We start from the raw sequence: 25,641 nt of genomic DNA on the forward strand, positions 1-25,641 counted from the left end.
GTTGTCCGGTGGGTGAACCGACCGTGCCGTCGGCGAGTGCCTCGGAACCGAACATCTCGGTCAGCAGGTTGATCGCCGAGACCGACTGGTCCCGGACGAGCCTAGGGCCTGTGCGGGACTGGCCCACAGAGCTGCGCACGGCGATCGACATCATGCTCGGCTCCCGGCACCCACTCGTGCTGTGCTGGGGTCCGGACTTCGCCTTCCTCTACAACGACGCGTTCGTCGCGGGCGCGGGCAACAAGCATCCGGGCGGGTTCGGGCAGCCGTGCCGGGAGGTCTGGCCGGAGATCTGGGACAAGGTCGGGCCACTGCTGGAACAGGTGCGCGCCACCGGCGAGCCGGCGTTCCGCGACGACGACCTGCTGGTCATGCACCGCAGCGGTTTCCCGGAGGAGACCTACTGGCGCTACTCCTACAGCCCGATCAGGGGCTCGGACGGTTCCGTGGCCGGCATCTTCAACGTGACGTCGGAGACCACCGGCAAGGTCGTCGGCGAGCGGCGGTTGCGGCTGCTCGGCCGGCTCGCCGAGGTGGCGCCCGAGGCGCGGACGGTGGACCAGGCGTTGCGGGAGGTCGGCGCGGTGCTGGCGTCCGCCGGACCGGACGTGCCGTGTGCGCTGCTCTACAGCCACCCGGACGGGCAACCCCGGCTGGTCGCCGCCCCCGGTTTCCGGGAGACGCCCGAGGACTTCGTCCCCCCACCGGTCACCCCCGGTGTGCAGATCGTGGACATGCCTGCGGGCCTCCCCGCGACCCGCTCGGCGACGCCGGTGCGGCACGTCGCCCTGGCGGCGCTGCCCGGCGATGACGGCAGCTCGCCCGCCCCGCTGCTGATCGGCGTGCCACCGCGCATCCGCGTCGACGAGGACTACCGTTCGTTCCTGAGCCTGGCCGTGGGGCACATCGCCACCGCGGTGGCCACCGCCCGGTCGCACGAGGCGGAGCGGCGCCGACACGAGGCCCTCGCGGCCCTGGACCGGGCGAAGACCGAGTTCTTCACCGGCGTCAGTCATGAGTTCCGAACGCCGCTCGCGCTCATCCTCGGCCCGTTGGAGCAGCTGCGCACCTCGGCGACCGACCCGGCCGTGCGGGTCGACGTCGAACTGGCGCACCGCAACGCGCAGCGGATGCTCAGGCTCGTCAACAGCCTGCTCCACGTCGCCCGGCTCGAGGCGGGCCGGACCGAGGCCACGTTCGTCCCGGTCGATCTCGGAGCCGTCACCGCCGAGCTCGCCGGGCTGTTCCGTCCGGCGACCGAGCGGGCAGGGTTGCGCCTCGACGTCGACTGCCCGCCCACGTCCCGGCCCGTATGGGTGGACCAGGACATGTGGGAGAAGATCGTCCTCAACCTGCTCACCAACGCCGTCAAGTACACCTTCACCGGCGGCATCACCGTGACCCTGCGGGTCGAGGGCGAGCACGCCGTGCTGCGGATGGCCGATACCGGAACCGGCATCCCGGCCGCCGAGCTGCCCCAGCTCTTCGAGCGGTTCCACCGGGTCCGAGGTGCGCGGGCCCGCTCGCACGAGGGCAGCGGCATCGGGCTGACCCTCGTCCGCCAGCTGGTCGAGCTGCACGGCGGCACCATCGACGTGACCAGCACACCGGATGTGGGGAGCACGTTCACCGTGCGGATCCCCATGGGCTTCGCGCACCTGCCGGTGGAGAGCATCGGCGCGACCGGCGGAGCGCCCGCCCGGCCCACCGGCGCGGGTGCCGGACCGTTCCTGGACGAAGCACTTCGCTGGCTCCGCGGCGACGCGGGCGAGCCGGACCACCCGGCAGGCCCCGACGCGGAGGTGCCCGCGCGGCCGATGCCGGACATGGCCGGCCGCCGGGACCGGGTGCTGGTCGCGGACGACAACGCCGACATGCGGGACTACCTGCAGCGACTCCTCTCGGAGCACTGGACGGTGCAGACCGTCGCCAACGGGGTCGAGGCCCTCGACGCCGCCCGCGCCGACCCGCCCGACCTGGTCGTGGCGGACGTGATGATGGCGGGGCTGGACGGCATCGGGCTGCTCCGCGCGCTGCGCACCGACGCCCGCACGGCGGGGCTGCCGGTGGTGCTGCTCTCGGCGCGGGCCGGGGAGGAGGCGGCGGTCGAGGGACTGGCGGCCGGCGCCGACGACTACCTGGTCAAGCCGTTCTCCGCGCGGGAGCTGCTGGCCCGGGTCGGTAACCACCTCCAGCTCGGGCGCACCCGGCGCGCCGCCGAACTGCGGTTCCGGGCGATGGCCGACTCCACTCCCGCGCTGATCTGGGTGGACGACGCGGGCGGGCACCGGGTGTTCGTCAACAAGGGCTGGCAGGACTTCACCGGCGTCACCGACCCGGTCGCCGAGCTGGGTACGGACTGGCGGGACCGGATCCACCCGGAGGACCGCGAGCGTTACCGGGAGGTGACGTCGGCGGCGGTCCGGCGGGGTGCGCCGTTCGAGGTCGAGTACCGGCTGCGACACCACAGCGGCCGCTACCGCTGGGTCCTCGACCGCGGCGCCCCGGTGGGTGGCGACAGGCTCACGGGCTACGTCGGTGGCTGCCTCGACATCGATGCGCGGCACCTCGAGCAGCGCCGGCACCGGGTCTACGCGGGACTCGGTGACGCCATGGAGGCCGAGGTGACCGCGGACGGCCGGCTGCACGCGCTGGCCCGGGTCCTGGTGGCCGAGGGCCTCGCCGACGTCGTCCGGGTGCACGAGGGCGCCTCCCACGACGACCTGACCCTGCGGGCGGTCGCGGCGACCGACCCCGCGGTGGAACAGCTCCTGTGGCGGCTCGACAGCGGGTCCGGGTTGCACCGGCGGGTCATGGCGTCCCGGGAGCCGCGGATCATCGATCTCTCCCAGCTGGTGGCGGGCATGCCCGAGGCGGACCTCGAACAGCTGACGTTGTGGGAGCAGGCGGACCTGCGCTCGATGGTCGTCGCCCCGCTGGTCGCGCGCGGCGGGATGCTGGGCATGGTCGCGGTGGGACGGACGACCGGTTCCCCACGCTACGACCCGCAGGACCTCGAACTGTTCGCCGAGATCGCCCGCCGGGCCGGGGTCGCGCTGGACAACGCGAGGCTCCTGGAACTGGAGCGGGCCGCCGCGCAGCGACTCGGCATGCTGCACCGGGCGACCGCGGAGATGTCGGCCGCGGCCACACCGGCCGAGGTGGCCCGCATCGCGTCGCATCACCTCGTCACGCTGCTCGACGCGCCTCTGGTCGGGGCATGGGAGCTGCGGGACGGCGCGCTGGAGGTGCTGACCAGCCAGGGCTGGAGCCTGTCGGCGCACCGCACCTGGTCGTCCATCCCACAGGACGTGGAGCTACCGGTCTCGGAGGTGATCCGTACCCGGCGGCCGATGTGGCTGGACAACCTCGCGGACCGGCCCGACCGCAGCCCGTCGCTCGAGCCCGCGACCGCCGGGGCCGGGCTGGCGTCCCTGGCGCTGCTGCCGCTCGTCGTCGGCGACCGCTGCCTCGGGGTGCTGGGGGCGGCGTTCCGCGAGCCGCGGGTCATCGGGGCCCACGACCGGGAGGCCGCGGTCGCCGTGGCCGAGTTGGCCGCGCAGGCCCTCGACCGTTCCTCGCTGCTGGTGGCCGAGACCGAGGGCCGCCGGGTCGCCGAGCGGCTGAGCGCGGTGGCCACCTCGCTGTCGCGGGCCACCGACCTCGACTCCGTCGCGGCGGTGATCGTGGCGCACGGGCTGTCCGCGCTCGAGGCCGATGCGGTCGTCGTGCTGCTGGCCGGTGACACCGGAGCGCTGTACCCCCTGGCGGAGGAGGGCTGGCCGGAGGGCGCCGGGTCGGCGGAGCTCTCCGCCGGGGCCGCGCACCCCCTCGCCCACGCCGTGCGCACGGGCGAACCGGTGTGGCAGGCCGATCGGGGCGGGCCGGCCACGAACGGCCCCGATCCCGATGTCGGCCCCGACGACGAGGTCTACCCGGTGCACACCGCGATCCCGCTGCTGGTCGGTGGCCGGCCGATCGGCGCGCTGGGCCTCCGGTTCGCCGGTCGGCCGGTGTTCAGCCCACAGCGGCGCAGCTTCGCGCTCACCCTGGCCAGCCAGTGCGCCCAGGCCGTCATGCGGGCCCGCCTGCACCAGGCCGAGCACGAGGTCGCCGTCATCCTGCAGCGCAGCCTGCTGCCGCAGCGACTGCCCGATCTCGACCGGCTCGCGCTGGCCACCCGGTACCTGCCCGGGACCGCGGGTACCGAGGCCGGCGGGGACTGGTTCGACGTGCTGGCCCTCGAACAGGGGAAGGTCGCGCTCGTCGTCGGCGACGTCGTCGGCCGTGGCCCGTCCGCGGCGGCGGTGATGGGGCAGCTGCGCAGCGCGCTGGCCGCGAACCTGGTCAACGGTCAGTCCCCGGCGACGGCCCTCGAGCAGCTCGACCTCTTCGCGCTGCGCATCGACGGCGCGATGGCCAGCACCGTGGCCTGCGCAGTGATCGACTGTGAGACCGGTGAGCTGCGCTACGCCTGTGCCGGCCACCCGCCGCCTCTCGTCGCCGGACCGGGCGGGGTCCGGCTGCTGTTCGAGGGTCGGGGTACTCCGTTGGGGGTGACCGGGCGCCCGCCGTTCGTCGAGGCCGTCGACCGGATCGAGCCCGGTTCGACGATCCTGCTGTGCTCGGACGGGTTGTTCGAGCGACGCACCGAGGTGATCGATGACGGCCTCGACCGGCTGATCGACTCCTTCGGCGCGCTGTCGCACGGCCGCCCGCAGGATGCGGCGGACGCGCTGCTGGACCGGATGGCGGCCGGCCGGTCGGCACCCGACGACATCGCGCTGGTGATGGCGCGGCTGCTCCCGGTGCCGCTGCGCCTGCTCATGCCGGCCGAGGCCGAACGCCTGGCCGGGCTGCGGCGCCGAGTGGCGGCATGGTGTGCGGAGGCCGGGCTCAGCGAGGACGCCGTCACCGACCTGCAGCTGGTTCTCGGCGAGGCCGTCACGAACGCCGTCGAGCACGCCTATCTCGGCGGGGCACCCGGCTCGGTCGACATCGAGCTGATCCTGGAGCCGACCGGAGCGGTGTCGGTACGGGTCGCCGACACCGGTCGGTGGCGCCCACCGCCCGCCGACCCCGGCTACCGGGGCCGCGGGCTGGCCCTGATCCGGGAGCTGAGCGAGGATGTCGAGCTCGAGCAGGGCGAGACCGGCACGCTCGTACGCTTCCGGCTGCCGCCGGTCCCGGTCGAGCAGCCGGTGCCGTTGCCGGGAGGCAGGCTCGACGAGCCCGACGCCGGCGGCCCCCCGGAGCCCCCGCCCGGTCCGACCCGGCTGCGCCGGTGGGCCGACGGGTCCTCCGTCCGGCTGCATGTGGACGGTGACCTCGACCTGGCCGGTGTGGCGACGATCCGCTCGGAGCTGATCGATCAGCTCCGGCAGGGCATGCCGATCATCCTGACGTTGGCCGCCGACTGCTACGTCAGTAGTGCCGGGATCGCGCTGCTGTCGGAGATGGCGCAGCGGGCCCGTGCGGCGGACATCGAGCTGACCGTCATCACGCCGTCCGGGAGCCCGGCACGCCGCATGCTGGTGCTCGCCGGGCTGGACCAGGTGATCGCGGTGGTGCCGGCCGATGATCCGGGCACGGGCCGGACCCGCGTGTGAGGCGCGGCGAGGCCGGTCCGCTGCGGGAGCCGTGCCGCCGGGCCTGTGCCGAACATGTGCCGGTGACGCGCCGTGGTCGTTCTCGCGGGCCGGGACGGGCCGACACCGATGTGCTCAGATGGCCGCATGGCCCCCGCTGCATTCCTCGGCCCCATCCGGGGCACGCGGCGGGCCGTCCACTTCGACCAGTGCTGTTGCGCGAGCTGACCTCGGCGTCCGCTTCCGCTCGCCCCGCCCTGGAGTACGACCGTGCTGCTGCACGCCCCCCGCACCGCTCTGCGCACGAGCGGGCCCACCCTGCTCGGCCTGTCCGACCTCTCCGCGCTGACCCGGCGCATCGCCGATCAGGTCCGCGCCGGCCTGCAGAGGTGCGGATCGACCCGGACCGCCGCTGGTGCCGGCGGTTGCACGGTGATGACCACGTCGACGTGTGGCTGATCAGCTGGGCCACCGATCAGGCCGACGTCACCTGGATCGTGTTCTGCTCCGAGGGCTACAGCCCGCGCCTCGCCGCGGCCTCCCTGCAGGATCTGGGCCTGCACCGGGCGACCGACCTGACCGGCGGTTTCGGGCATGGCGCGCGGCGGGACCACCCGTGAGCGGATGACGCTGTTCGGGCGATGATCCCCGGGCGCGAGCAACCGAGGCGCTAGGCGAAGGCGCCGATCCCGGTGATGTCGCGGCCGACGATCAGGGTCTGCATCGTCTCGGTGCCCTCGAAGGTGTGGATCGCCTCGATGTCGGTCCAGTGCCGCACCACGTGGTGTTCGAGCAGGATCCCGTTTCCGCCCAGCAGGTCGCGGGCCTCGGAGAGGATCTTCCGGGCGGTCCGGGTGTTGTTCATCTTGGCCAGCCCGGCCACGGTCGGGGAGAGCCGCCCGGCGTCGGCGAGCCGCCCGATCTGCATGCAGTACAGCTGCATGCCGGTCAGGTCCGCGAGCATGTGCACGAGACGCTGCTGCACGATCTGGAACGACGCCAAGGGCTTGCCGAACTGCTTGCGCTCCATGGCGTAGCGCAGCGCGGCGTCGTAGCCGGCGGTGGCATGCCCGAGCGCCATCCACGCGCAGATCCCGCGCGTGTTGGCCAGCACCCGTCCGGTGTCCTTGAACGACCTGGCGCCGACCAGCCGGTTCTCCTCCGGCACCCGGACGCCGGTCAGCCGGATGTCGGCCTGCCACACCGAGCGCAGCGACACCTTCCCCGGGATGACGGTTGCCTCGTACCCCTCGGCCGGGGTCTCGACGACGAAGCCGAACACCTCGCCGGAGTCGGTGTCGCGCGCCCAGACGATGACCAGGTCGGCGATGGTGCCGTTGCCGATCCAGCGCTTGACGCCGTCGAGCACCCAGTGGTCGCCGTCGCGGCGGGCCGTGGTCTCCAGCGCGATCGAGTCCGAGCCGTGGTCGGGCTCGGTGAGCGCGAACGCGCCGATCCTGTCCATCGTCGCCATCGACGGCAGCCAGCGCTGCTTCTGCTCGTCGGAGCCGCACATCGCGATCGACTGCATCGCCAGTCCCGCGTGCACGCCGAGGAAGGTGCCGAGGCTGCCGTCGCCGCGGTGCAGTTCCATGTGCACCAGCCCGCAGGCCATCGGGCTCATCCCGGCGCAGCCGTACCCGTCGATGTCCTCGCCGACGATGCCCAGCTCGGGCAGCCGCCGGAACAGGTGCCAGGGCAGCTCGGCGCGCTCCCAGTAGCCGCCGATGTCGGGCAACACCTCGTCGTCGACGAACCTGCGGACGGCGATGAAGCGTTCCCACTGCTCGGCGGTGAACTGATCCTGGACGGAGAAGAAATCCGTTCCCAGCGCCTCGCCGAGCTGCGTGTACCGGGTCGTCCCTGCCGTCGTCGCTGCCGTCGTCCCTGCCGTCACCGCTGACTCCTCATCGCCGGACCGTGCGGCGATCCTGACATCCCGGGCGCGCGCGCACCGCCCGGAACGGGCGCAGCGGCGGCGACGCGGCACAGCAGCCGATCGACCGCCGCGTTGAACGCGGCCGGCCGCTCGAGGTTCGGCAGGTGTCCCGCCCCCTCGATCACGACGAGTTCGGCCCCGGGGACGCACGCCTGCAGGAACGCAGCTTCGGCGAGCGGGATGAACACGTCCTCGCTGCCGACGACGACGAGCGTCGGGACGGCGACGGTGGCGAGCGTCGCGGTGTAGTCGGGCCGGACGGCCCGCCCTCGCAGCGCGGCCGCGGCCCCGGCCGGCGGGGTGCTGCGCATCATGTCCCGCACGAACCACGCGAGGCCGGGACGGGTGTCGGCGCTATCCGGGGCGATCATCGAGGGCAGCAGCCCGTCGGCGATCTCCTGCATTCCGTCTCGAAGCAATCTCTCGGCTACCTCGGTGCGATTCCTCGCTCCGGCCGCGGTTTCCGCCCGGGGCGAGGTCGCGGCGAGCAGGAGCCCGCGGACGCGGTCCGGGAACAGCCGGTGGAACTCCATGGCGATCTGGCCGCCCATCGACAGGCCTCCCAGCACCACGTCGCCGATGCCGAGGTGGTCGAGCAGCGCCGCGAGGTCGCAGGCGAACACGGCGATCCCGGTGGTGCCGGGAACCACCGCGCTCGTGCCGTAGCCGCGCAGGTCGGGCGCGATCACGCGGGTCCCGGTGCGGCTCAGGTGCGCGAGCTGCGGATACCACATGGAGCGGTCGAAGGGGTGACCGTGCACCAGTACGAGCGGGGCGCCGTCCGCGCCGCCACTGTCGTCGAAGCAGAGGTCGATCCCGCCGATCACCGCCGAGCCCATCGCGTTCTCCATCCCGCAGGTGCTTGCCCGTTCGACGGTATGCAGCAGAGAATGCTCAGTGCAATAAAAACATTGCTCTCGGTGCAATAGCGAGGGACTCATGGGTGACTACCACCGGATCGCCGACGCGGTCGCGGCCGAGATCGCTGCCGGCCGGCTCCGGCCCGGAGACCGGCTGCCGCCGCAACGCCGGTTCGCCCGACGCCACGGCATCGCCACCTCGACGGCGGCTCGGGTCTACGGGGAACTGGTGCGCCGCGGACTGGCGGTCGGGGAGGTCGGACGCGGCACCTTCGTGCGCGCGGCGGCGCCCCCGCCCGAGCCGGCCCTGGCAGAACCAGGTGGTGCTCGGGCCGACCTGGAGCTGAACTTCGCCGTCCTGCCCGAGCAGCCCGCGCTGCAGGCCCGCAGCCTGGATCGGCTGCTGCGCACCGACGTGCTCGCCGCCGCCCTGCCCCCGGTGGGCGTGGCCGGCACGGTCGCCGCGCGGGAGGCCGCCGTGGTGGCGCTCGGACATCCGGGATGGCAGGCCGAGCCGCGGCGGGTCCTGTTCACCGGCAACGGACGCCAGGCCGTCGCCGCCGCTGTCGCCGCGCTGGTGCCGGCCGGCGAGCGGCTCGGCGTCGAGGCGCTCACCTATCCGGTGGTCAAGGGCATCGCGGCCCGGCTCGGTGTCACGCTCGTCCCGATCGCGACCGACGCCGACGGGCTGGAGCCCGACGCGGTGGCCGCCGCGCACCGGGCCGCCCCGCTGCGCGCGGTCTACTGCCAGCCGACGCTGCACAACCCGCTGGGCACGACGATGTCGGCCGACCGCCGGGCGGCGCTGGCCGAGGTGCTGCGCGCGATCGACGTGCCGGCCGTCGAGGACGTCATCTACGCCTTTCTGCGTGACGCCCCGCCGCCGCTGGCCGCGTTCGCCCCCGAGCGCACGGTGCTCGTCGACAGCCTGTCCAAGCGGCTCGCGCCCGGACTCACGCTCGGCTTCGTCGTAGCGCCCGACGATCTCGTCGACCGCGTTGCCGCGGCCGTGCGCTCGGGCGGCTGGGCGGCGCAGCGGTTCGCGCTCGACGCGGCGACCTGCTGGGTCACCGACGGCACCCTGGCCACCGTGGAAGCGGCCAAGCGGCGCGACGCCGCCGCCCGTCAGGAACTGGCCCGCGGCCGGTTGCGCGGCTTCACCGTGCACGCGGACCCGGCGGCCTACCACCTGTGGTGGGAACTGCCCGAGCGGTGGCGGGCGGAGACGTTCGTCGCGTCGGCGGCGCGCCGGGGCATCGCGATCAGCCCCGGCGCCGCGTTCGCGGTGGGCGCGGGGCGGGCGCCCGCCGGGGTGCGGCTCGCGCTGTCCGCGCCACCCGTCGACACCCTGGCCGCAGCGTTGGACGTGCTGGCCGCCATCGCGCGTGGCGGCCCGGACGACGACCCCGTCGACTAGCCCCGACGGGTCCGCGCACGGCGGGCGTCAGCGGGGGAGCTCGTCGATCGCCTTCTGGATCCGCTTGATCGAGATCGGGTACCGGGTACGCATCGGGTGCGCGTACAGGCTCACCCGCAGCTCCTCGATCATCCAGCGGATCTCGCGCAGCGCCGGGGACGGCTCGACGCCCGGGGGGAGCGCGGCCAGCTCGGCGCGGTACTCGTCGTCGACGATCCGGATCTGGGCGGTCCAGTCGGCGTCACGGCGCGGATCGACCCGCAGCTTCTCGATGCGGCGCTCGACCGCCTCCAGGTAGCGGGCGACGTCGGACAGCCGGTTGGCCCCCGCCGCGGTCGCGAAACCGGGTCCGATCAGCTCCGCCAGCTGCGCGGTGACGTCGGCGACGCCCGCCTTCAGCACCGGCGCGGTCAGCTCGGCGAGCTGGGCCTGCACCCGATGCCACACGACCAGCACCGCGCGGACCCCGTGCAGCACCTGCAGCGTGGTCGGACCGAGCTGGGTGCGGAACAGCTCCCGGAGCCGGGCGTAGCGCGCCTCGTCCCACGCCGGGCCGCCCGCCCGGGTGATGAGCGCGTCGGCGGCCGCGGTCACGCAGTCGTCCAGCAGCGCGGCCACCCCGCCGTGCGGGTTGCGCGACAGCGCGAGCTTGGCCGCGTTGTCGAGGCCGCGCTGCACCTGCTTGGCCGGGGACGGTGTCTCCAGCAGCAGCAGCCTGCGCAGCCCGCGCCACATCGCCGGATCGCGCTCGGCGGCCGTCGGGAACACCCGGACGTCGGCGCTCGAACCCCGGTCGACCAGACCGGGGTAGCCGGTGACGACGTGGTTGCCACGGCGGATCCGGTGCTCACGCGGCAGCGAACCGATCGACCATGAGGTCAGCCCGGTCTGCTCCAGGTCCCCACCGGCCGCGGCCAGTTCCTCGCGCACCTTCGGCGCGAGCTTGCGGCGCAGCGCCTCCAGGTCGGTGCCGGTGGCGACTTCCCGGCCCTTCTCGTCGATGACCCGGAACGTCACCGTGAGGTGCTCGGGCAGCCGGTCGAGCTCCCAGGCCTCGCGCGGGATGTCCACGTTCCGCATCCGGCCCAGCTCGCGCTCGAGCGCGTCGAGCAACGGCTCGTCGCCCGCCCGCAGCCGGGCCAGCACCGCGCGGGCGTGGTCCGGGGCGGGGGAGAAGAGCCGGCGCAGCGTCTTCGGCAGAGTCTTGATCAGTGCGGTGACGAGTTCCTCGCGGAGCCCGGGCACCTGCCAGGTGAACGGCGTCGGGTCGACCTGGTGCAGCGCGGCGACCGGCACGTCGACGGTGACCCCGTCGGTCCGGCGGCCCGGTTCGAACGCGTAGGACAGCGGCAACCGCAGCCCACCGGCCTCGACGTGGTCGGGGTAGGCGGAGCGGTCGACCTGGCCCGCCTGCGCGGTGTGCAGCATCTCGGCGGTGAAGTCCAGCAGCTCGGGCTGGCGGCGCGAGGTCTTCTTCCACCAGGAGTCGAAGTGGCGACCGGACACGACGTGGTCCGGGATGCGCGCCTCGTAGAACGCGACGAGGGTCTCGGAGTCGACCACGAGGTCGCGTCGCCGGGCCCGGTGCTCGAGCTCCTCGGCGTCGTCGAGCAGCTCGCGGTTGGCGTGGAAGAACCGGTGCCGGGTGTCCCAGTCGCCCTCGACGAGCGCGTGCCGGATGAACAGCTCGCGCGAGGCCGCGGGATCGATCCGTCCGAAGTCGACGGTCCTGTTCGCGACGATCGGGATGCCGTGCAGGGTGACCCGCTCGGTGGCCACGGCCGCCGCGCGCTTGCGCGACCAGTGCGGCTCGGAGTGGTTGCGCTTGACCAGGTGCTCGGCGAGCGGCTCGATCCACTCCGGCTGGATCCGCGCGACGGTGCGCGCCCACAGCCGCGATGTCTCGACGAGCTCGGCGGCCATCACCCAGCGCGGCTGCTTCTTCGCCAGCGACGAACCGGGGAAGATCATGAACTTCGCGCCGCGAGCACCCTGGAACTCCCGGGACTCGGCCTCGCGCAGGCCGACCTGGCTGAGCAGCCCGGACAGCACCGCGGTGTGGATCCGGTTCGGGTCGGCATCCACGTCGTTGAGCGTCATCCCGGCGTTGCGCGCGGCCGACCGCAGCTGGTTGTGCAGGTCCTGCCACTCCCGGATGCGCAGGAAATGCAGGAACTCCTCGCGCAGGAGGCGACGGAACCTGTTGCCCGACAGCGCCTCCCGCTGCTCCGCGACGTAGGTCCAGAGGTTGAGGAAGGCCAGGAAGTCCGAGCCGTCCTGGGCGAAGCGGGCGTGCTTCTCGTCGGCGGCCTGGCGCTGCTCGGTGGGCCGCTCCCGCGGGTCCTGCACCGACAGGGCGGCGGCGATCACGAGCACCTCGCGTAGACAGCCGGTGCGGTTCGCCTCGACGAGCATGCGGCCCAGCCGCGGGTCGACGGGAAGCCGCGCCAGCGCCTGGCCGACGGCCGTGAGCGTCCGCCGGCCGTCCTCCAGGGCCCCCAGCTCGTGCAGCAGGGCCAGCCCGTCGCCGACCGCGCGCGAGTCCGGTGGCTCGACGAACGGGAACTCGGAGATCTCGCCGAGGTCCAGCGCGATCATCTGCAGCACGACCGACGCGAGGTTGGTGCGCAGGATCTCCGGGTCGGTGAACTCGGGGCGGGCGTCGAAGTCGTCCTCGCTGTACAGCCGGATGCAGACGCCGTCGGAGGTCCGTCCACATCGGCCGGCACGCTGGTTGGCGCTGGCCTGGGAGACCTTCTCGATCGGCAGCCGCTGCACCTTGAGCCGGCGGGAGTACCGGGAGATGCGCGCGGTACCGGTGTCGACGACGTACTTGATGCCGGGGACCGTCAGCGACGTCTCCGCGACGTTGGTGGCGAGCACGATGCGCCGACCCGGGTGGGGTGCGAAGACGCGGTGCTGCTCGGCCGTCGAGAGCCGGGCGTAGAGCGGGAGGATCTCCGTGTTGCGGAAGTCCCGCTTGGCCAGCGCGTCCGCTGCGTCGCGGATCTCGCGCTCACCGGGCAGGAAGACCAGGATGTCGCCGGGGCCCTCGCGCTGCAGCTCCGCCACGGCGTCGCCGATGGCCTCGAGCTGGTCGCGGTCCGGGTCGGCGTCGGGATCGTCGGGGTCGACGACGGGCCGGTAGCGGATCTCCACCGGGTACGACCGGCCGGAGACCTCGACGATCGGCGCGGGCTGCTCGGGCGTGCCGAAATGCCGCGCGAACCGCTCCGGGTCGATCGTCGCCGAAGTGATGATGACCTTGAGGTCGGGACGGCGCGGCAGCAGCCGGGTCAGGTACCCGAGGATGAAGTCGATGTTGAGGCTGCGCTCGTGGGCCTCGTCGATGATCAGCGTGTCGTACTGGTGCAGCATCCGGTCGCCGGTCAGCTCGGCCAGCAGGATGCCGTCGGTCATCAGCTTGACCAGCGTGTTGTCACCGACGTGGTCGGTGAATCGCACCTTCCAACCGACGACGTCGCCGAGTTCCGTGCCGAGCTCCTCGGCGATGCGGGCGGCGACGGTGCGGGCGGCGAGGCGCCGGGGCTGGGTGTGCCCGATCAGTCCGCGGATGCCGCGACCCAGCTCCAGGCAGATCTTGGGCAGCTGGGTGGTCTTCCCGGACCCGGTCTCGCCCGCGATGATCACGACCTGGTTGTCGCGGATCGCTGCGGCGATGTCCTCGCGCCGCGCGCTGACCGGCAACGTCGGCGGGTAGGAGATCGATGGGACGGCCGCGCGCCGGCGCTCGAGGCGGTGCTCGGCGGCCGCGACGGCCTGGGCGAGCTGGGCAGCGCTCTCCGCGTGCGCGCGCGGGTTGCGGGACCGGCGGGCGCTGTCGAGCCGGCGGCGCAGCTGATGCGCGTCGCGCGGGCCGAGCTCGCCGATCCGGGAGGAGAGGTCGGCGACGGTGGCGTCGTCGAGGGCGGTGGCGTCGCCGGAGCCGCTGCCGTCGGCGAAGGATGCGGGGTCCGGACCGGTGGGCGCGGTGCCGCGCTCCGAAGGACCGGTCGTGGCGCCCGCGCGGCCACGGGATCCGCGGCGGCGTGGGCGGCGCGAGCGACCGGTGCGCTCGGTCCGGGGAAGGGCGTCGGCGGGCGACTCCGGGCCGGTCCGGCCCGCACGTTCGGTGCGGCCGGACCCGGTCACGGATTCCGCCGTGGCGTGGTCCGGCACCAACGGGGTGCCGTCCACCTGCGCAGGGCGCGCGTCAGTGCCTCGGGCCGTGGTGAAGGACATCGTTCTCGCAGTCTGCCTGGCGGAGCCGCTCAGGCGGACCGCAGGGTGGGTGTGATCTCGTCGGCGGCGGGTGCGTCCACGGCCGGGTGCTCGACCAGGGCCAGCACCCGGTTGGCCAGGAAACGGGCGGTCCGCACGGCGGTGCCGCCGCGCGTCACCTCGCTGACCTCGATCACCCCGCGGCCGTGGGCGATGTCGATGCGGCGTCCGGCGCGGGTCGCCGTGACGTCGTAGGTCCGGGTGGTGCCGCTGCCCGCGTCGATGACGATCTCGACTCGGTCGCCTTTCATGGTGGCAGCCGTCCTCACGTGGAAAGGAAAGAATGGGAGTCCGAACCGGGCGCCGGTCGCCTCTCGGCGCGCAGGCCGCTCGCAGCGGCAGTTCTCAGATGGGACCCGGGGACACGGGTCGCCCGATCCGGACGTCTATGTCAACCGCTCCGGGGGCCGGAAGATTCCCGGTTCCCCGGTGGGGTTGAGGTAGGTGTCCGAGCCGGGCGCTGGTCGCCTCGCGGCGAGTGGCGCACCGCGGCTTCAGCCGAACGATCTTCCGCGGCGGCTCTGGTTATGTGAGACCCGGGGACACAGATCGCCCGGCTCGGACAGGGGGTACAACAGGGGCCCCGGGTGGTTCATTCCCGGCTGCGCCGCGTGATCCGGGTCACCGCCTGCGCAGCGCCGCAAGCACCTGATCGGTGAACGGTGCCCACGCCTCGATCGCCCACGGGCCGAAGTCCCGGTCGGTCAGCACCACGCACGCCGCCTTCGCCGCCGGGTCCACCCACAGGAACGTCCCGGACTGCCCGAAGTGCCCGAACGTCGCCGGCGAGCTCGTCGTCCCGGTCCAGTGCGGCGACTTGCCGTCGCGCAGCTCGAAGCCGAGACCCCAGTCGTTGGGCTGCTGGCGGCCGTAGCCGGGCAACACCCCGTCCAGCCCCGGGAACGCCACCTCGACGGCGCCCGCGAGGGTCGACGGCGACACCAGCGTGGGTGCCTGCAACTCGGCGGCGAACCGGACCAGGTCCGCGCCCGTCGACACCGCACCCGCGCCGGGAGAGCCCTCGAGCCGGGTGGTCGTCATCCCGAGCGGTTCGCACACGGCCTCGTGCAGGTAGTCGGCGAACGGGATCCCGCTGGAGGCCGCGATCGTGTCACCGAGGACCTCGAACCCGGTGTTGGAGTAGATCCGGCGGCGGCCGGGCGCGGCCTGGGCGGTCTCGGTGTCGAAGGCCAGCCCCGAGACGTGCGCGGCGAGGTGCCGGACCGTCGAGCCCTCCGGGCCGGCCGGCTGGTCCCACTCGACCGCACCCTCCTCCACCGCGATCAGCGTGGCGTACGCGGTCAGCAGCTTGGTCACCGAGGCCAGCCGGAAGGACCGGTCGGGTTCGCCTGTGGTGGCGAGCACCGACCCGTCGGCGCTCACGACCGCGGCGAACGCGTGGTCGACGGGCCAGTCGAGCACCCCGGATACGACCGTGTCGAGCGTGCGCGCGTCCATCCGGCCATCCTGCCCAGTTCGGCGGCGGGATACTCGGCGGGGTGGCGGACATCCGGATCGGGACGTCGGGCTGGCGGTACCCGCCGTGGCGCGGGACCTTCTACCCGGAGGGACTGGTGCAGCGCCGCGAGCTGGAGCACCTCTCGCGGATGGTGCGGACCATCGAGATCAACGGCTCCTTCTACTCGTTGCAGCGCCCGGAGAGCTACCGGGCGTGGGCCGAGCAGACCCCGGACGACTTCCTGTTCGCGGTCAAGGGCGGCCGGTTCATCACGCACATGAAGCAGCTGCGCGACGTCGAGGTGCCGCTGGCCAACTTCCTGGCCTCGGGGATGCTCGCGCTCGGGCCGAAGCTCGGCCCGATGCTGTGGCAGCTGCCGCCGCGGATGCGCTTCGACCCCGAGCGGCTCGACGCGTTCCTCACGATGCTGCCGCGCAGCACCGGTGCCGCCGCCGAGTTCGCCGCCCGGCACGACGAGCGCCTCGACGGCCGCGCCGTCACCGAAACCGATGCCGACCGGCCGCTGCGGCACGCGCTCGAGGTCCGTCACCCCAGCTTCGTCGATCCCGCGTTCATCGAGCTGCTGCGCGCCCACGGTGTCGCGCTGGTCGTGGCCGACACCGCCGGGACGTTTCCGTATCTGGACGACGTCACGGCCGACTTCGTCTACGCCCGGCTGCACGGCGACTCGGAGCTCTACGTCAGCGGTTACGCCCCCGACGCGCTCGACAGCTGGGCCGAGAAGGTGCGGGCGTGGCAGGACGGGAGGTCGCCGGTCACCGAGCACACGGTCGCGCCGCCGGCGCCGGAGCACCCCGAGGGCCGGGACGTGTACCTCTACTTCGACAACGACGCGAAGGTGCACGCGCCCTACGACGCCATCGGGCTGGCCGAGCGGCTGGGCGCAGGGCCGGTCGGCCTCCTGCATTGAATCCCGGCGGGCGGGGTACGGACCCGGCGTGCGGGACGAATCGAAGCGAACGGACGACGAGCAGCAACGGCAGGCGCTGGCCGAGCGGGTGGGCGAGCTGGCCCTGGCATCAGGCATGCGGGTCGCGGTCGCCGAGTCGCTGACCGGCGGGATGATCGCGGGTGCACTCGCCGCCGCCGGCGACGCCGGGGAGTGGTTCCAGGGATCCGTCGTCGCCTACAGCAGCGACGTCAAGCACGACCTGCTCGCGGTGCCCCCGGGCCCGGTGGTCAGTGCGGTGGCGGCCAGCTCGATGGCGCGCACCGTGCGCCGACTGCTGCAGGCCGACGTGGCCGTCGCGGTGACCGGGGCGGGCGGGCCGGACCCCCAGGACGGCCGCGAGCCGGGCACGGTGTTCGTGGCCCTCGACGGTCCCGGAACCCACCAGGTCCAGCTGCTGGAACTGGACGCGGAGGACCCGGCGGCGGTCTGCCATGCGACCGCGATGACGGCGTTGAGCCTCCTCATCGAGGCCGTGGACGACACGGCGGACGAGAGGTGCGCTCCCGCGGTGTGAGCCCGTGAGCCCCGGGTGCCGCTACCGCGACAGCGGCTCGCGCGCGACCCGGTGCGCGACGAGCATCCGCCGGCCGACGACCATTCCGGCGGCGGCGACGAGCATCGTGGCGGCACAGCACAGCCAGGCCACGGGGAACGACGCGTGGGTGGCGACGAAGCCGAAGCCCACCGGTCCGAGGCACCCGCCCGCGTACACCCCGACCTGCACGATCGACGTGGCCGCCGCCGGGGCCGACGGGTTGAGCCGGACCACCGCGAACTGCAGCAGCCCCGGCCACGCCCAGCCCAGCCCGAACGCGAGGATCGTGCCGATCACCAGCGCGAGGGTGCCCGGGGTCGCGAGCAGCACGAGCCCGGCCGCGCCCAGCGCCAGGCTCGCCGCCACGACGGCGACGTGCCCGCCGTCGCGCCGGTCGGCCAGCCATCCGTGCAGCAACCGCATCGACAGCCCGACGATGCTGCCGAGGGTCAGCACCAGCCCGGCCAGCCCGGGGTCGATGCCCCGGTCGACGGCAGAGGCGACGAGGAAGATGCCCAGGGCGGTCGCGGTCGCCGCGGCGAGCCCGGAGGCCAGCCCGATGACACTCAGGGCCGCTGTCGCGCGCTCGCCCGGTTCGGCCCGGGTCCGCCGGTGGGCCGCGACGTGCCGGGGGTTGACCAGCAGCGCCGACAGCGCCAGCCCGGCCCCGATCACGTACGCCCACCGCCAGCCGATGGTCAGCGCGACGGTGGGGACCGCCGTCCCGGCGAGCAGTGTGGCCAGCGGGATCGCCGCCTGCTTGACGCCGAAGGACAGCCCGAGCCGGTGCGCGGGCACGGACCGGGCCAGGGTCAGGTTCGACGACAGCTGCCCCATCACGTTGCACGGCGCGCTGCACAGCAGGATCGCGACCAGCGCCGGATAGGACCGGGCCCCGGCCGCGACGGCCACCATCACGGCGGCGGCTCCGAACACGGCGACGCGGCTCGTCGGTCCCGACCCCAACCGCTCGACCAGCCACCCGACGGGCAGCGACGCCAGCGCGCTCACCCCGAAGTACAGCGCCACGATGAGACCCAGCCCGGCCGGGTCGAAGCCCAGCTCGGCGGAGATCTGCACGGCGAGGGCGCCGGTGAGGAAGACCGGCAACACCGAGACGGTGGTGGTGGCGACGGCGCCGGTGGCGGCCCGGAGGGCTCCGGGCGCGGCGCGCGGCGCGGTCGCGGCGGTCGCGGTCCCGGCGCTCATAGTGAGCAACGCTAATCGACTGCCCCGTGTCAGGAAAGCCACGTCGCCGCCGTCACATGGTGGGAAAGCGGCCTCCCTGACACCGGATGCCGGGCATCATCCGCGGATCCGGCTGCCCTCCCCGGTCCACTCCTTCTCCCGCAGCTCGAACTTCTGCACCTTGCCGGTCGACGTCTTCGGCAGCTCGTCGACGATCTCGACGGCCTTGGGCGCCTTGTAGCGGGCGATCTTCGACTTCACGTGCTCGATGAGCTCGTCCTCGGTGGCGGACCCGCCGGGCGCGAGCACCACGAACCCCTTGGGCCGCTCGCCCCACTTCTCGTCCGGCACGCCGATCACCGCGACCTCCAGCACCGCCGGGTGCGAGACGATCGCCTGTTCGACCTCGACCGTGGAGATGTTCTCCCCGCCGGACACCACGACGTCCTTGGCCCGGTCCCGAAGCTCCACGTAACCGTCCGGGTGCATGACGCCGAGGTCGCCGGAGTGGAACCAGCCGCCGGCGAACGCCTTCTCGGTGCCCTCCGGGTCCTTGTAGTACCCCATCATCACGTTGTTGCCGCGCATGACGATCTCGCCCATGGTCGTCCCGTCGGCGGGGACGTCGTTCATGTTCTGGTCGACGACGCGCAGCCACTCCGCGCACACCATGCCGACGCCCTGGCGGGCCTGCATCTTCGCGCGCTCCTCGGGCTCGAGCGAGTCCCAGGCCCGCTGGTACTGGTTCACCGAGTACGGCCCGTAGGTCTCGGTGAGCCCGTAGACGTGCACGATCCGGAAGCCCATCTGCTCCATCTGCAGAATCGTGGTCGGGCTCGGTGGTGCACCGGCGGTGGTGATGACGAGCTGGTAGTCCAGCGTCGTCGCCTCCGGCGCCCGCAAGATCGTCGTGACGACGGTGGGTGCACCGTTGAGGTGGGTGACCCGGTGCTCGTTGATCAGCTTCCAGATCACGTCGCCGCGCACCTCGCGCAGACACACATGGGTTCCGCCGATCGCGGTGACGCCCCAGGGCGTGCACCAGCCGTTGCAGTGGAACATCGGCAGCGTCCACAGGTAGACGGTGTCCGGGGTGTGCGCGGAGTGCACGATCTCACCGAAGGAGTTCAGGTAGGCGCCGCGGTGGCTGTACTGCACGCCCTTGGGCTTGCCGGTGGTGCCCGACGTGTAGTTGATCGAGATCGTGGCGTTCTCGTCCTCGACCTCCCAGGGCAGCGGGTCGTCCGCGCCGCGCGCCAGCAGGTCGTCGTAGGTGGTGCCGCTGCCGATGCCGTCACCGGGGGACGCCGGGTCGATCACCGTGATGATCTCCTCGACCGTCTGCAGGTCGCCCGCGACAGGTGCGACCACCGGGTACAGGGCCGCGTCCACCACCAGCAGCTTGCAGCCCGCGTGGTCGAGGATGTAGCGGACCTCCTCGGTCGACAGCCGGGTGTTGATCGCGACGAGCACGGCACCGGCGAGCGGCACCGCGAAATGCGCGACGAGCATCTCGGGCACGTTCGGCAGCAGGTAGGCCACCCGATCACCCGGGCCGATCCCGGAGCCCTTCAGCGCGTGCGCCACCCGCGTGGCCTCGCCGGCGAACTCGGCGTAGCTGTGCCGCCGGTCGCCGTAGACGATCGCGGGCTTGTCCGGATAGACCTCGGCCGAGCGGCGCAGGAACGCCAGCGGGGTCAGCGGGGTGTTCCAGACGGTGGTCATCGGTGACTCTCCTCCGGCGGATGCGGCGACTGCGTGGGTGATCCTGACCCCTGGCCGGATGAGCGGCAAGCCGCACCAGGCCCACGGACCGGGGCGGAGGCCCTTGTAGGGCCGTTCCCGCGAAGGCGGTCCGAGACGCCGGCGGGCAGGTGCGGCTCAGTCCTGCAGTGAGATGGCCGCGCGCGGGCAGCTGCGCACGGCCTCCTCGAGCTTCGGCCGCATCGACTCGGGCGGGTTCTCGTCGAGGATGTAGAGGAAGTCGTCCTCCCGTACCTCGAACACCTCGGGCGCGATGCCCATGCAGACCGCGTTGCTCTCGCACAGATCGAAATCCACGACGACCTTCATGGCGTCATCGTGCACCCTGCGGCAGCCATCCTGATGAGCCAGGACACCCTTGGCCCAACGGCTGCGCTCATCGGGTGACGGCCGAAGCGGTGGTGGCCGCCGATCCCGGGGCCGGCGCCGGTGCCCGGGCCACGATCTTCACCGGGGTCTGCGGGGTCGGCACCGGCGTCAGATGGGCCGGTACGGGCCGGCGGGGCCGCGACTCGCAGACCCGCCCGTCGGGGTCGAGCCCACGCCGCTCGCCGGGAACCGCGGCCAGGGCCGCCTGCGCGTCCCGCCGGACGTCGACGGCGGTGCATCCGCGGCCCTCCCGGGCCGTCGTCGTACCGGCCAGGGCGAGGACGATGGTGGTGCCGAGCAGGCCGGCGAGGGCGGCCAGGCGGGGGCTCTCGATGGCGGGCATCAGAGGCGGTTCCTCTCGATGAACCGGGGTCGCGGCCGCCGTGGGGGAGCGTGCGGCCGTCGCCCGATCATCGAGACGGGGGCCGCGGAGCGTTACCCCGCGGCCCCGGTCCGTGCCGAAGTCACGCCGTCCGGCCCATCGGGGCGATCCGGACGGCGCAGTTCGGGTCACTCCCTGCGCAGCACCGGCCGCAGTGCGTCGAGCACGGACGCGTCGTCGATCGTGGAGGGCACCGGCTCGTCGTGGCCGTCGGCGATCCCGCGCATCGTCTTGCGCAGGATCTTCCCGGAGCGGGTCTTGGGCAGGGCCGGGACGATGGCGACGTCCCGGAGCGCCGCCACCGCGCCGACCTGCTCGCGCACCATCTGCACGAGCTCGGCCCGCAGCTTCTCCTCGTCGGCCTCGATTCCGGCCTTGAGCACCACGAACCCGCGCGGGATCTGGCCCTTCATCTGGTCGGCGACGCCGATCACGGCGCACTCGGCCACGTCGGGGTGGGAGGAGAGGACCTCCTCCATCCCGCCGGTGGACAACCGGTGCCCGGCGACGTTGATGACGTCGTCGGTGCGGCCCATGACGAACAGATAGCCGTCCTCGTCCAGGTGCCCGCCGTCGCCGGTGAGGTAGTAGCCGTCGAAGGCCGACATGTAGGAGTTGACGAAGCGCTCGTCGTCGTTCCACAGCGTGGGCAGCGAACCGGGCGGCATCGGCAGCTTGACGACGATCGCGCCGTCGGTGCCGGCCTCGAGCGGCTTGCCCGACGTGTCGAGGACCTGGACGTCCCAGCCCGGGAGCGGCAGCGTCGGCGACCCCGGCTTGATCTCCTGCGCCTCGATGCCCATCGGGTTGGCCACGATCGGCCAGCCGGTCTCGGTCTGCCACCAGTGGTCGACCACCGGGATGCCGAGCAGCTCGGAGGCCCAGCGGTAGGTCTCCGGGTCGAGCCGCTCACCGGCCAGGAACAGGTATCGCAGGCCGCTGAGGTCGTACCGGGCCAGGTGCTCGCCCTTCGGGTCCTCCTTCTTGATGGCCCGGAACGCCGTCGGCGCGGTGAACATGCTCTTGATGCCGTGCTCGGCGATGACCCGCCAGAACTGACCGGCGTCCGGCGTGCCGACCGGCTTGCCCTCGTAGAGCACGGTCGTCGCCCCGGTGAGCAGCGGCGCGTAGACGATGTAGGAGTGCCCGACGACCCAGCCGACGTCGGAGGCGGTGAACATCGCCTCGCCGGTGTCGACGTCGTAGACGTTGGGCATCGTCCAGCGCAGCGCGACCGCGTAGCCGCCGCTGTCCCGCACGACGCCCTTGGGCTTCCCGGTCGTCCCGGAGGTGTAGAGGATGTAGAGCGGGTCGGTGGCCTTGACCGACACGCAGTCGGCCGGGGTGGCGTCGGCCATCGCCTCGGCCCAGTCGATGTCGTTCTCACCCATCGCGGCCTCGGCCTGCGGGCGTTGCAGGATGACGCTCTTCGACGGCTTGTGCGCGGCCAGCTGGATCGCCCGGTCCAGGAGCGGCTTGTACTCGATGACCCGCTTGCCCTCGATCCCGCAGGACGCCGAGACGATGACGCTCGGCGCGGCGTCGTCGATGCGGACCGCGAGCTCCTTGGGCGCGAAGCCGCCGAACACCACCGAGTGCACGGCGCCGATCCGGGCCGTGGCGAGCATGGCGATCGCGGCCTCGGGGACCATCGGCATGTAGATCACGACCCGGTCGCCCTTGCCCACGCCGAGCCCGCTGAGCACGCCGGCGAACCTCGCGACCTCGTCGCGCAGCTGGGCGTAGGTGTAGGTCCGCTTGGTGCCGGTGACCGGGCTGTCGTAGATCAGCGCCGCCTGGTCGCCGCGGCCCGCGTCGACGTGCCGGTCGAGCGCGTTGTGCGCGACGTTCAGCTCGCCGTCGGGAAACCAGCGGTAGAAGGGCGGGTTGGAGGAGTCGAGTGCGCGGGTGGGCTTCACGTCCCAGTCGATCGCCTCGGCGGCGTCCAGCCAGAACGCCTCCGGGTCGTCCACGCTCGCGCGGAAGATGTCCTGGTATTCGCCCACGTGAGGCCTCCTTGCGGCGTCGTCGCTCCTGTCCTGGCACGACAGTAGGACGTGGTGGCCTCCCGGTGTAGGTGGGCGCTCTGGGTGCCCGGCGGCCACCTGGTCGAGCGGGGAGGCCGTCGTAGTCACCCGGAGCGGTGAGAGTGGCGCCGGCGAACTCGGAGCGTCATCTCTACACAACGTAACGTGACCACCTGTTCGGATGACTCACCATAGAGGTGAACGCGTCGTTCGTCCCTGGGTAGCGACGTGCGCAGTACCCGGACGGGCGACACGTCGGCCGTCACAAGGACGCCGATCCCGGCGATAACGTCCCCGGACGTTGATCGCCCGGCGGACCCGGGGAGCGGCGCCTGCTTCAGTCTCGGGGCGAGGGGGTTCGGGTGGGCCTGGCGATGCGGGTGATCGCGGCTCTGGGCGCCGGTCCACGGTGGGTCGCCGCACGGCCCCGACCCCGCTGGGTGCCGCCCGGCCTCGCGACCGGCACGGTGCTGCTGACGGTCGCGAGCGTGCTGGTCGCCGTCGGTGCGGTGAGCGGGTCCCCGGCGCAGGCCGGCCAGCGCCCGGCGGCGCAGCGCGGCCCGCTGCAGCCGTGCGCCCCGGACTGGGTGACCGCATGGCAGACGAGCCCGCAGGCGGCGGCCGACGCGTCGACCGCGTCGACGGTGGCCGGACGTACCCTGCGCATGATCGTCCACCCGCAGGTCACCGGCTCGGAGATCCGGGTCCGGCTCTCCAACCGCTACGGCGCGGTGCCGCTGCTGGTCGGCGCGGTCTCCGCGGCCCACGCGAGTGTGGGAGCGGCGGTGGTGGACGGCACGGTCCGTCCGGTGTCCTTCGGCGGGCTGCCCGTCGTGGCCGTCCCGCCGGGGGCCGAACTGCTGAGCGACCCGATCCCATTCGTCGCCCAGGCCGGACAGCCGATCGCGGTGAGCATGTTCCTGCCGGCGGCGCCCGACCGGGTCGCCACCCATCCCGTCGCGCTGCAGACCTCCTACGTCTCCGAGGCCGGCGACTTCGCCGACGCCGTGGACGGCACCGCGTTCCGCACCCCGATCCGGTCCTGGCTGGTGCTCAGCGGCGTCGACGTGCTCGTGCCCCGGCCCGTCAACGCCGTCGTGCTGGTCGGTGACTCGATCACCGACGGGGTGGGCAGCGACCCCGATCGCGACGACCGCTGGTCCGACGCGCTGTCCGGCCGGCTCGCCCCAACCGGCGGCGGCGCCACGATGTCGGTGCTGAACGCCGGGATCTCCCGCAACCAACTGCTGTCCGACCGGCCCGACCTCGGGGGTGACTCGCCGGGCACCCGGTTCGTCCACGACGTGGCCGCCGTGGCCGGGGTCACCGACGTGGTGCTGCACATCGGCACCAACGACATCGCGGCGGGTCGCGGCGCGGGGGAGATCATCCCCGGCCTGGTCCGGTTCGCCGACCAGGCGCGGGCCGCGGGGCTGCGGGTCTTCCTCACGACGATCACGCCGTCGGGGACGGGAGCGCACGGCACCCCGCAGGCCGTCGCGGTCCGCGACGCGGTGAACGGCTGGGTCCGCACCCAGGGGCCCGCGCACGCAGACGGGGTGTTCGACTTCGCGGCCGCGGTGGCCGAGCCGGCCCATCCCGCCCGGCTTCGGCCCGACTACGACTCCGGGGACGGGTTGCATCTGTCCGCGCTCGGCTATCGGGCCCTGGCCGGTGCGGTGCAGGCCGACCGGCTGACCGGCAGCCCGTGCCTCGACGAGGCGAAGGAGGCACGGGTGGCGGTGTCCGGAGCCCGCCGACCCCCTCCTGACGGGGGCCCGGGAGGCGACACCTCCGAACAGCCCGCTACAGGCTCGTTTCGCCGGGTACCTGGGGGGTCTGACCGAGAGAGGCCTGTCGGTCGAGGTAAGGCCGTGATCGGAATGGAGATCGCCCGGGAGATCGAGGTGTTCCTCGCGGTCGCCGAGGAACTGCACTTCGGCCGGGCCGCCGCGCGCCTGCACCTGACCCCGTCGCGGGTCAGCCAGGCGATCCGCGCCCTCGAGCGCCGCATCGGCGCGCCTCTGTTCGAGCGGACCAGCCGTAGCGTGCGGCTCACCCCGTTGGGCCGGACCCTGTTCGAGGAGGTGCGTCCGGCCTTCCAGCGGTTGGAGGAGGCGCTGCGCAGGGCCAAACGCGCGGCCGGCCGGGAGCCGCAGGGGGTGTTGAAGGTCTGTTTCGCCAACTCCCTGCGCGAGGAGGTGACCGCCGCCCTGGTGCACGGCTTCACCGAGGTCTACCCCCGGGTCCCGCTGGTGCGCTACGCCTATCCCTCGGTGCAGCACCGTCAGTGGTGCGACCAGGAACGCGACGACGTGTTCGTCAGCTGGTTCCCGGACGAACCCGACTCCCTGGATCTGCCGCGGGTGGAGGTCGGACCGGTGATCATGCGGGAGCCCCGGTCGGTGATGGTCGGCGTCGACCACCCGCTGGCCGGGCACGACGTTGTCGACATCGAGGAACTCGCCGACCACGACGTGCTCTACCCGCCCCCGGTCACCCAGCGCTTCGCCGATGCCTGGACCCCGCCGGTCACTCCCGCCGGGCGGGCGATCCGCCGGGTACAGCGGATGACCGACAGCTACATGGAGGAGGCCGTCACGATCGTGGTCCACGAACACATCGCCCACGTGACCATCACCCGGCTCCCCCCGGCGCTGCTGCGACCCGACCTGGTGCTGGTGCCGCTCACCGGCCTGCCGCCGTTCTGGCTCGCCTCCCTGTGGTCGGTCTCCGCCCAGAACATCTGGATCCGCGAGTTCGCCGAGTTGGCCGCGCACACCGGCCTGCACGCCGGATGACTGGACCCCGACGGAGACTGAGACCTTCGTTACCCGGGGCGGGAACGCGGGGCCGTCC

At 73.1% G+C, this 25,641-nt stretch carries 16 protein-coding genes; 6 read left to right on the forward strand and 10 right to left on the reverse strand.

Translation table 11 applies throughout. From position 1 onward, the window contains the following. Positions 1-110 precede the first annotated feature (110 nt). Positions 111-5,609: a SpoIIE family protein phosphatase gene (locus HF519_RS10245; RefSeq protein WP_169412517.1), complete on the forward strand. Its 5,499-nt coding sequence runs from the start codon at positions 111-113 to the stop codon at positions 5,607-5,609. A gap of 368 nt (positions 5,610-5,977) precedes the next feature. Next, positions 5,978-6,208 carry a rhodanese-like domain-containing protein gene (locus HF519_RS33530; RefSeq protein WP_211169836.1) on the forward strand — a complete coding sequence of 77 codons (231 nt, stop codon included), beginning with the start codon at positions 5,978-5,980 and terminating at the stop codon, positions 6,206-6,208. Positions 6,209-6,258: 50 nt separating this feature from the next. On the opposite strand, the gene HF519_RS10260 is transcribed toward HF519_RS33530, so the two are convergent. Beyond that, positions 6,259-7,485 (reverse strand): acyl-CoA dehydrogenase family protein, encoded by a 1,227-nt coding sequence (locus HF519_RS10260; RefSeq protein WP_169412518.1) that lies wholly within the window; start codon positions 7,483-7,485, stop codon positions 6,259-6,261. Continuing rightward, the gene (locus tag HF519_RS10265) at positions 7,482-8,366 is read right to left on the reverse strand and encodes an alpha/beta fold hydrolase (protein WP_169412520.1); all 885 of its coding nucleotides are present in this window, start codon (positions 8,364-8,366) and stop codon (positions 7,482-7,484) included. The genes HF519_RS10260 and HF519_RS10265 overlap by 4 nt, the downstream gene beginning before the upstream one ends. A gap of 100 nt (positions 8,367-8,466) precedes the next feature. Here HF519_RS10265 and HF519_RS10270 point away from each other — a divergent pair, with 100 nt between their 5' ends. After that, positions 8,467-9,804: an aminotransferase-like domain-containing protein gene (locus tag HF519_RS10270; protein WP_169412522.1), complete on the forward strand. Its 1,338-nt coding sequence runs from the start codon at positions 8,467-8,469 to the stop codon at positions 9,802-9,804. 27 nt (positions 9,805-9,831) lie between these two features. Here HF519_RS10270 and hrpA read toward each other — a convergent pair whose 3' ends face one another. From hrpA to HF519_RS10285, 3 genes are all read right to left on the reverse strand, one after another. After that, complete coding sequence (hrpA, locus tag HF519_RS10275) at positions 9,832-14,001, reverse strand: ATP-dependent RNA helicase HrpA (RefSeq protein ID WP_498072983.1); 4,170 nt, start codon at positions 13,999-14,001, stop codon at positions 9,832-9,834. Positions 14,002-14,075: 74 nt separating this feature from the next. Then, positions 14,076-14,336 (reverse strand): DUF8836 family protein, encoded by a 261-nt coding sequence (locus HF519_RS10280; RefSeq protein WP_169412525.1) that lies wholly within the window; start codon positions 14,334-14,336, stop codon positions 14,076-14,078. 370 nt (positions 14,337-14,706) lie between these two features. Continuing rightward, positions 14,707-15,543 carry a serine hydrolase domain-containing protein gene (locus tag HF519_RS10285; protein ID WP_169412527.1) on the reverse strand — a complete coding sequence of 279 codons (837 nt, stop codon included), beginning with the start codon at positions 15,541-15,543 and terminating at the stop codon, positions 14,707-14,709. A gap of 41 nt (positions 15,544-15,584) precedes the next feature. Between HF519_RS10285 and HF519_RS30390 the strand changes: the two genes are divergently transcribed. Both HF519_RS30390 and HF519_RS30395 read left to right on the forward strand, forming a co-directional pair. Then, the gene (locus HF519_RS30390) at positions 15,585-16,475 is read left to right on the forward strand and encodes a DUF72 domain-containing protein (RefSeq protein ID WP_438826388.1); all 891 of its coding nucleotides are present in this window, start codon (positions 15,585-15,587) and stop codon (positions 16,473-16,475) included. Positions 16,476-16,503: 28 nt separating this feature from the next. Further along, positions 16,504-17,031 carry a CinA family protein gene (locus HF519_RS30395; RefSeq protein ID WP_312860028.1) on the forward strand — a complete coding sequence of 176 codons (528 nt, stop codon included), beginning with the start codon at positions 16,504-16,506 and terminating at the stop codon, positions 17,029-17,031. 21 nt (positions 17,032-17,052) lie between these two features. Here the strand turns inward: HF519_RS30395 and HF519_RS10295 are convergent, their stop codons facing one another. From HF519_RS10295 to HF519_RS10315, 5 genes are all read right to left on the reverse strand, one after another. Beyond that, positions 17,053-18,261 carry an MFS transporter gene (locus tag HF519_RS10295; RefSeq protein ID WP_169412531.1) on the reverse strand — a complete coding sequence of 403 codons (1,209 nt, stop codon included), beginning with the start codon at positions 18,259-18,261 and terminating at the stop codon, positions 17,053-17,055. Positions 18,262-18,357: 96 nt separating this feature from the next. After that, positions 18,358-19,965, reverse strand: coding sequence for an acyl--CoA ligase family protein (locus HF519_RS10300; protein WP_169412533.1), 1,608 nt, complete (start codon positions 19,963-19,965; stop codon positions 18,358-18,360). Between the two features lie 156 nt (positions 19,966-20,121). Further along, the gene (locus HF519_RS10305) at positions 20,122-20,313 is read right to left on the reverse strand and encodes a ferredoxin (protein WP_169412536.1); all 192 of its coding nucleotides are present in this window, start codon (positions 20,311-20,313) and stop codon (positions 20,122-20,124) included. A gap of 67 nt (positions 20,314-20,380) precedes the next feature. Then, entirely contained in the window at positions 20,381-20,716 is a 336-nt protein-coding gene (locus HF519_RS10310) for a hypothetical protein (protein WP_169412538.1), read from the reverse strand. 167 nt (positions 20,717-20,883) lie between these two features. Continuing rightward, positions 20,884-22,761, reverse strand: coding sequence for a propionyl-CoA synthetase (locus tag HF519_RS10315; protein WP_169412540.1), 1,878 nt, complete (start codon positions 22,759-22,761; stop codon positions 20,884-20,886). 383 nt (positions 22,762-23,144) lie between these two features. Here HF519_RS10315 and HF519_RS10320 point away from each other — a divergent pair, with 383 nt between their 5' ends. Beyond that, positions 23,145-25,583, forward strand: a complete 2,439-nt coding sequence (locus HF519_RS10320) for a GDSL-type esterase/lipase family protein (protein WP_169412542.1) — start codon at positions 23,145-23,147, stop codon at positions 25,581-25,583. Positions 25,584-25,641: the final 58 nt, after the last annotated feature.

Origin of the sequence: Pseudonocardia bannensis, assembly GCF_012911875.1 — a bacterium.
Classification (GTDB): domain Bacteria; phylum Actinomycetota; class Actinomycetes; order Mycobacteriales; family Pseudonocardiaceae; genus Pseudonocardia; species Pseudonocardia bannensis.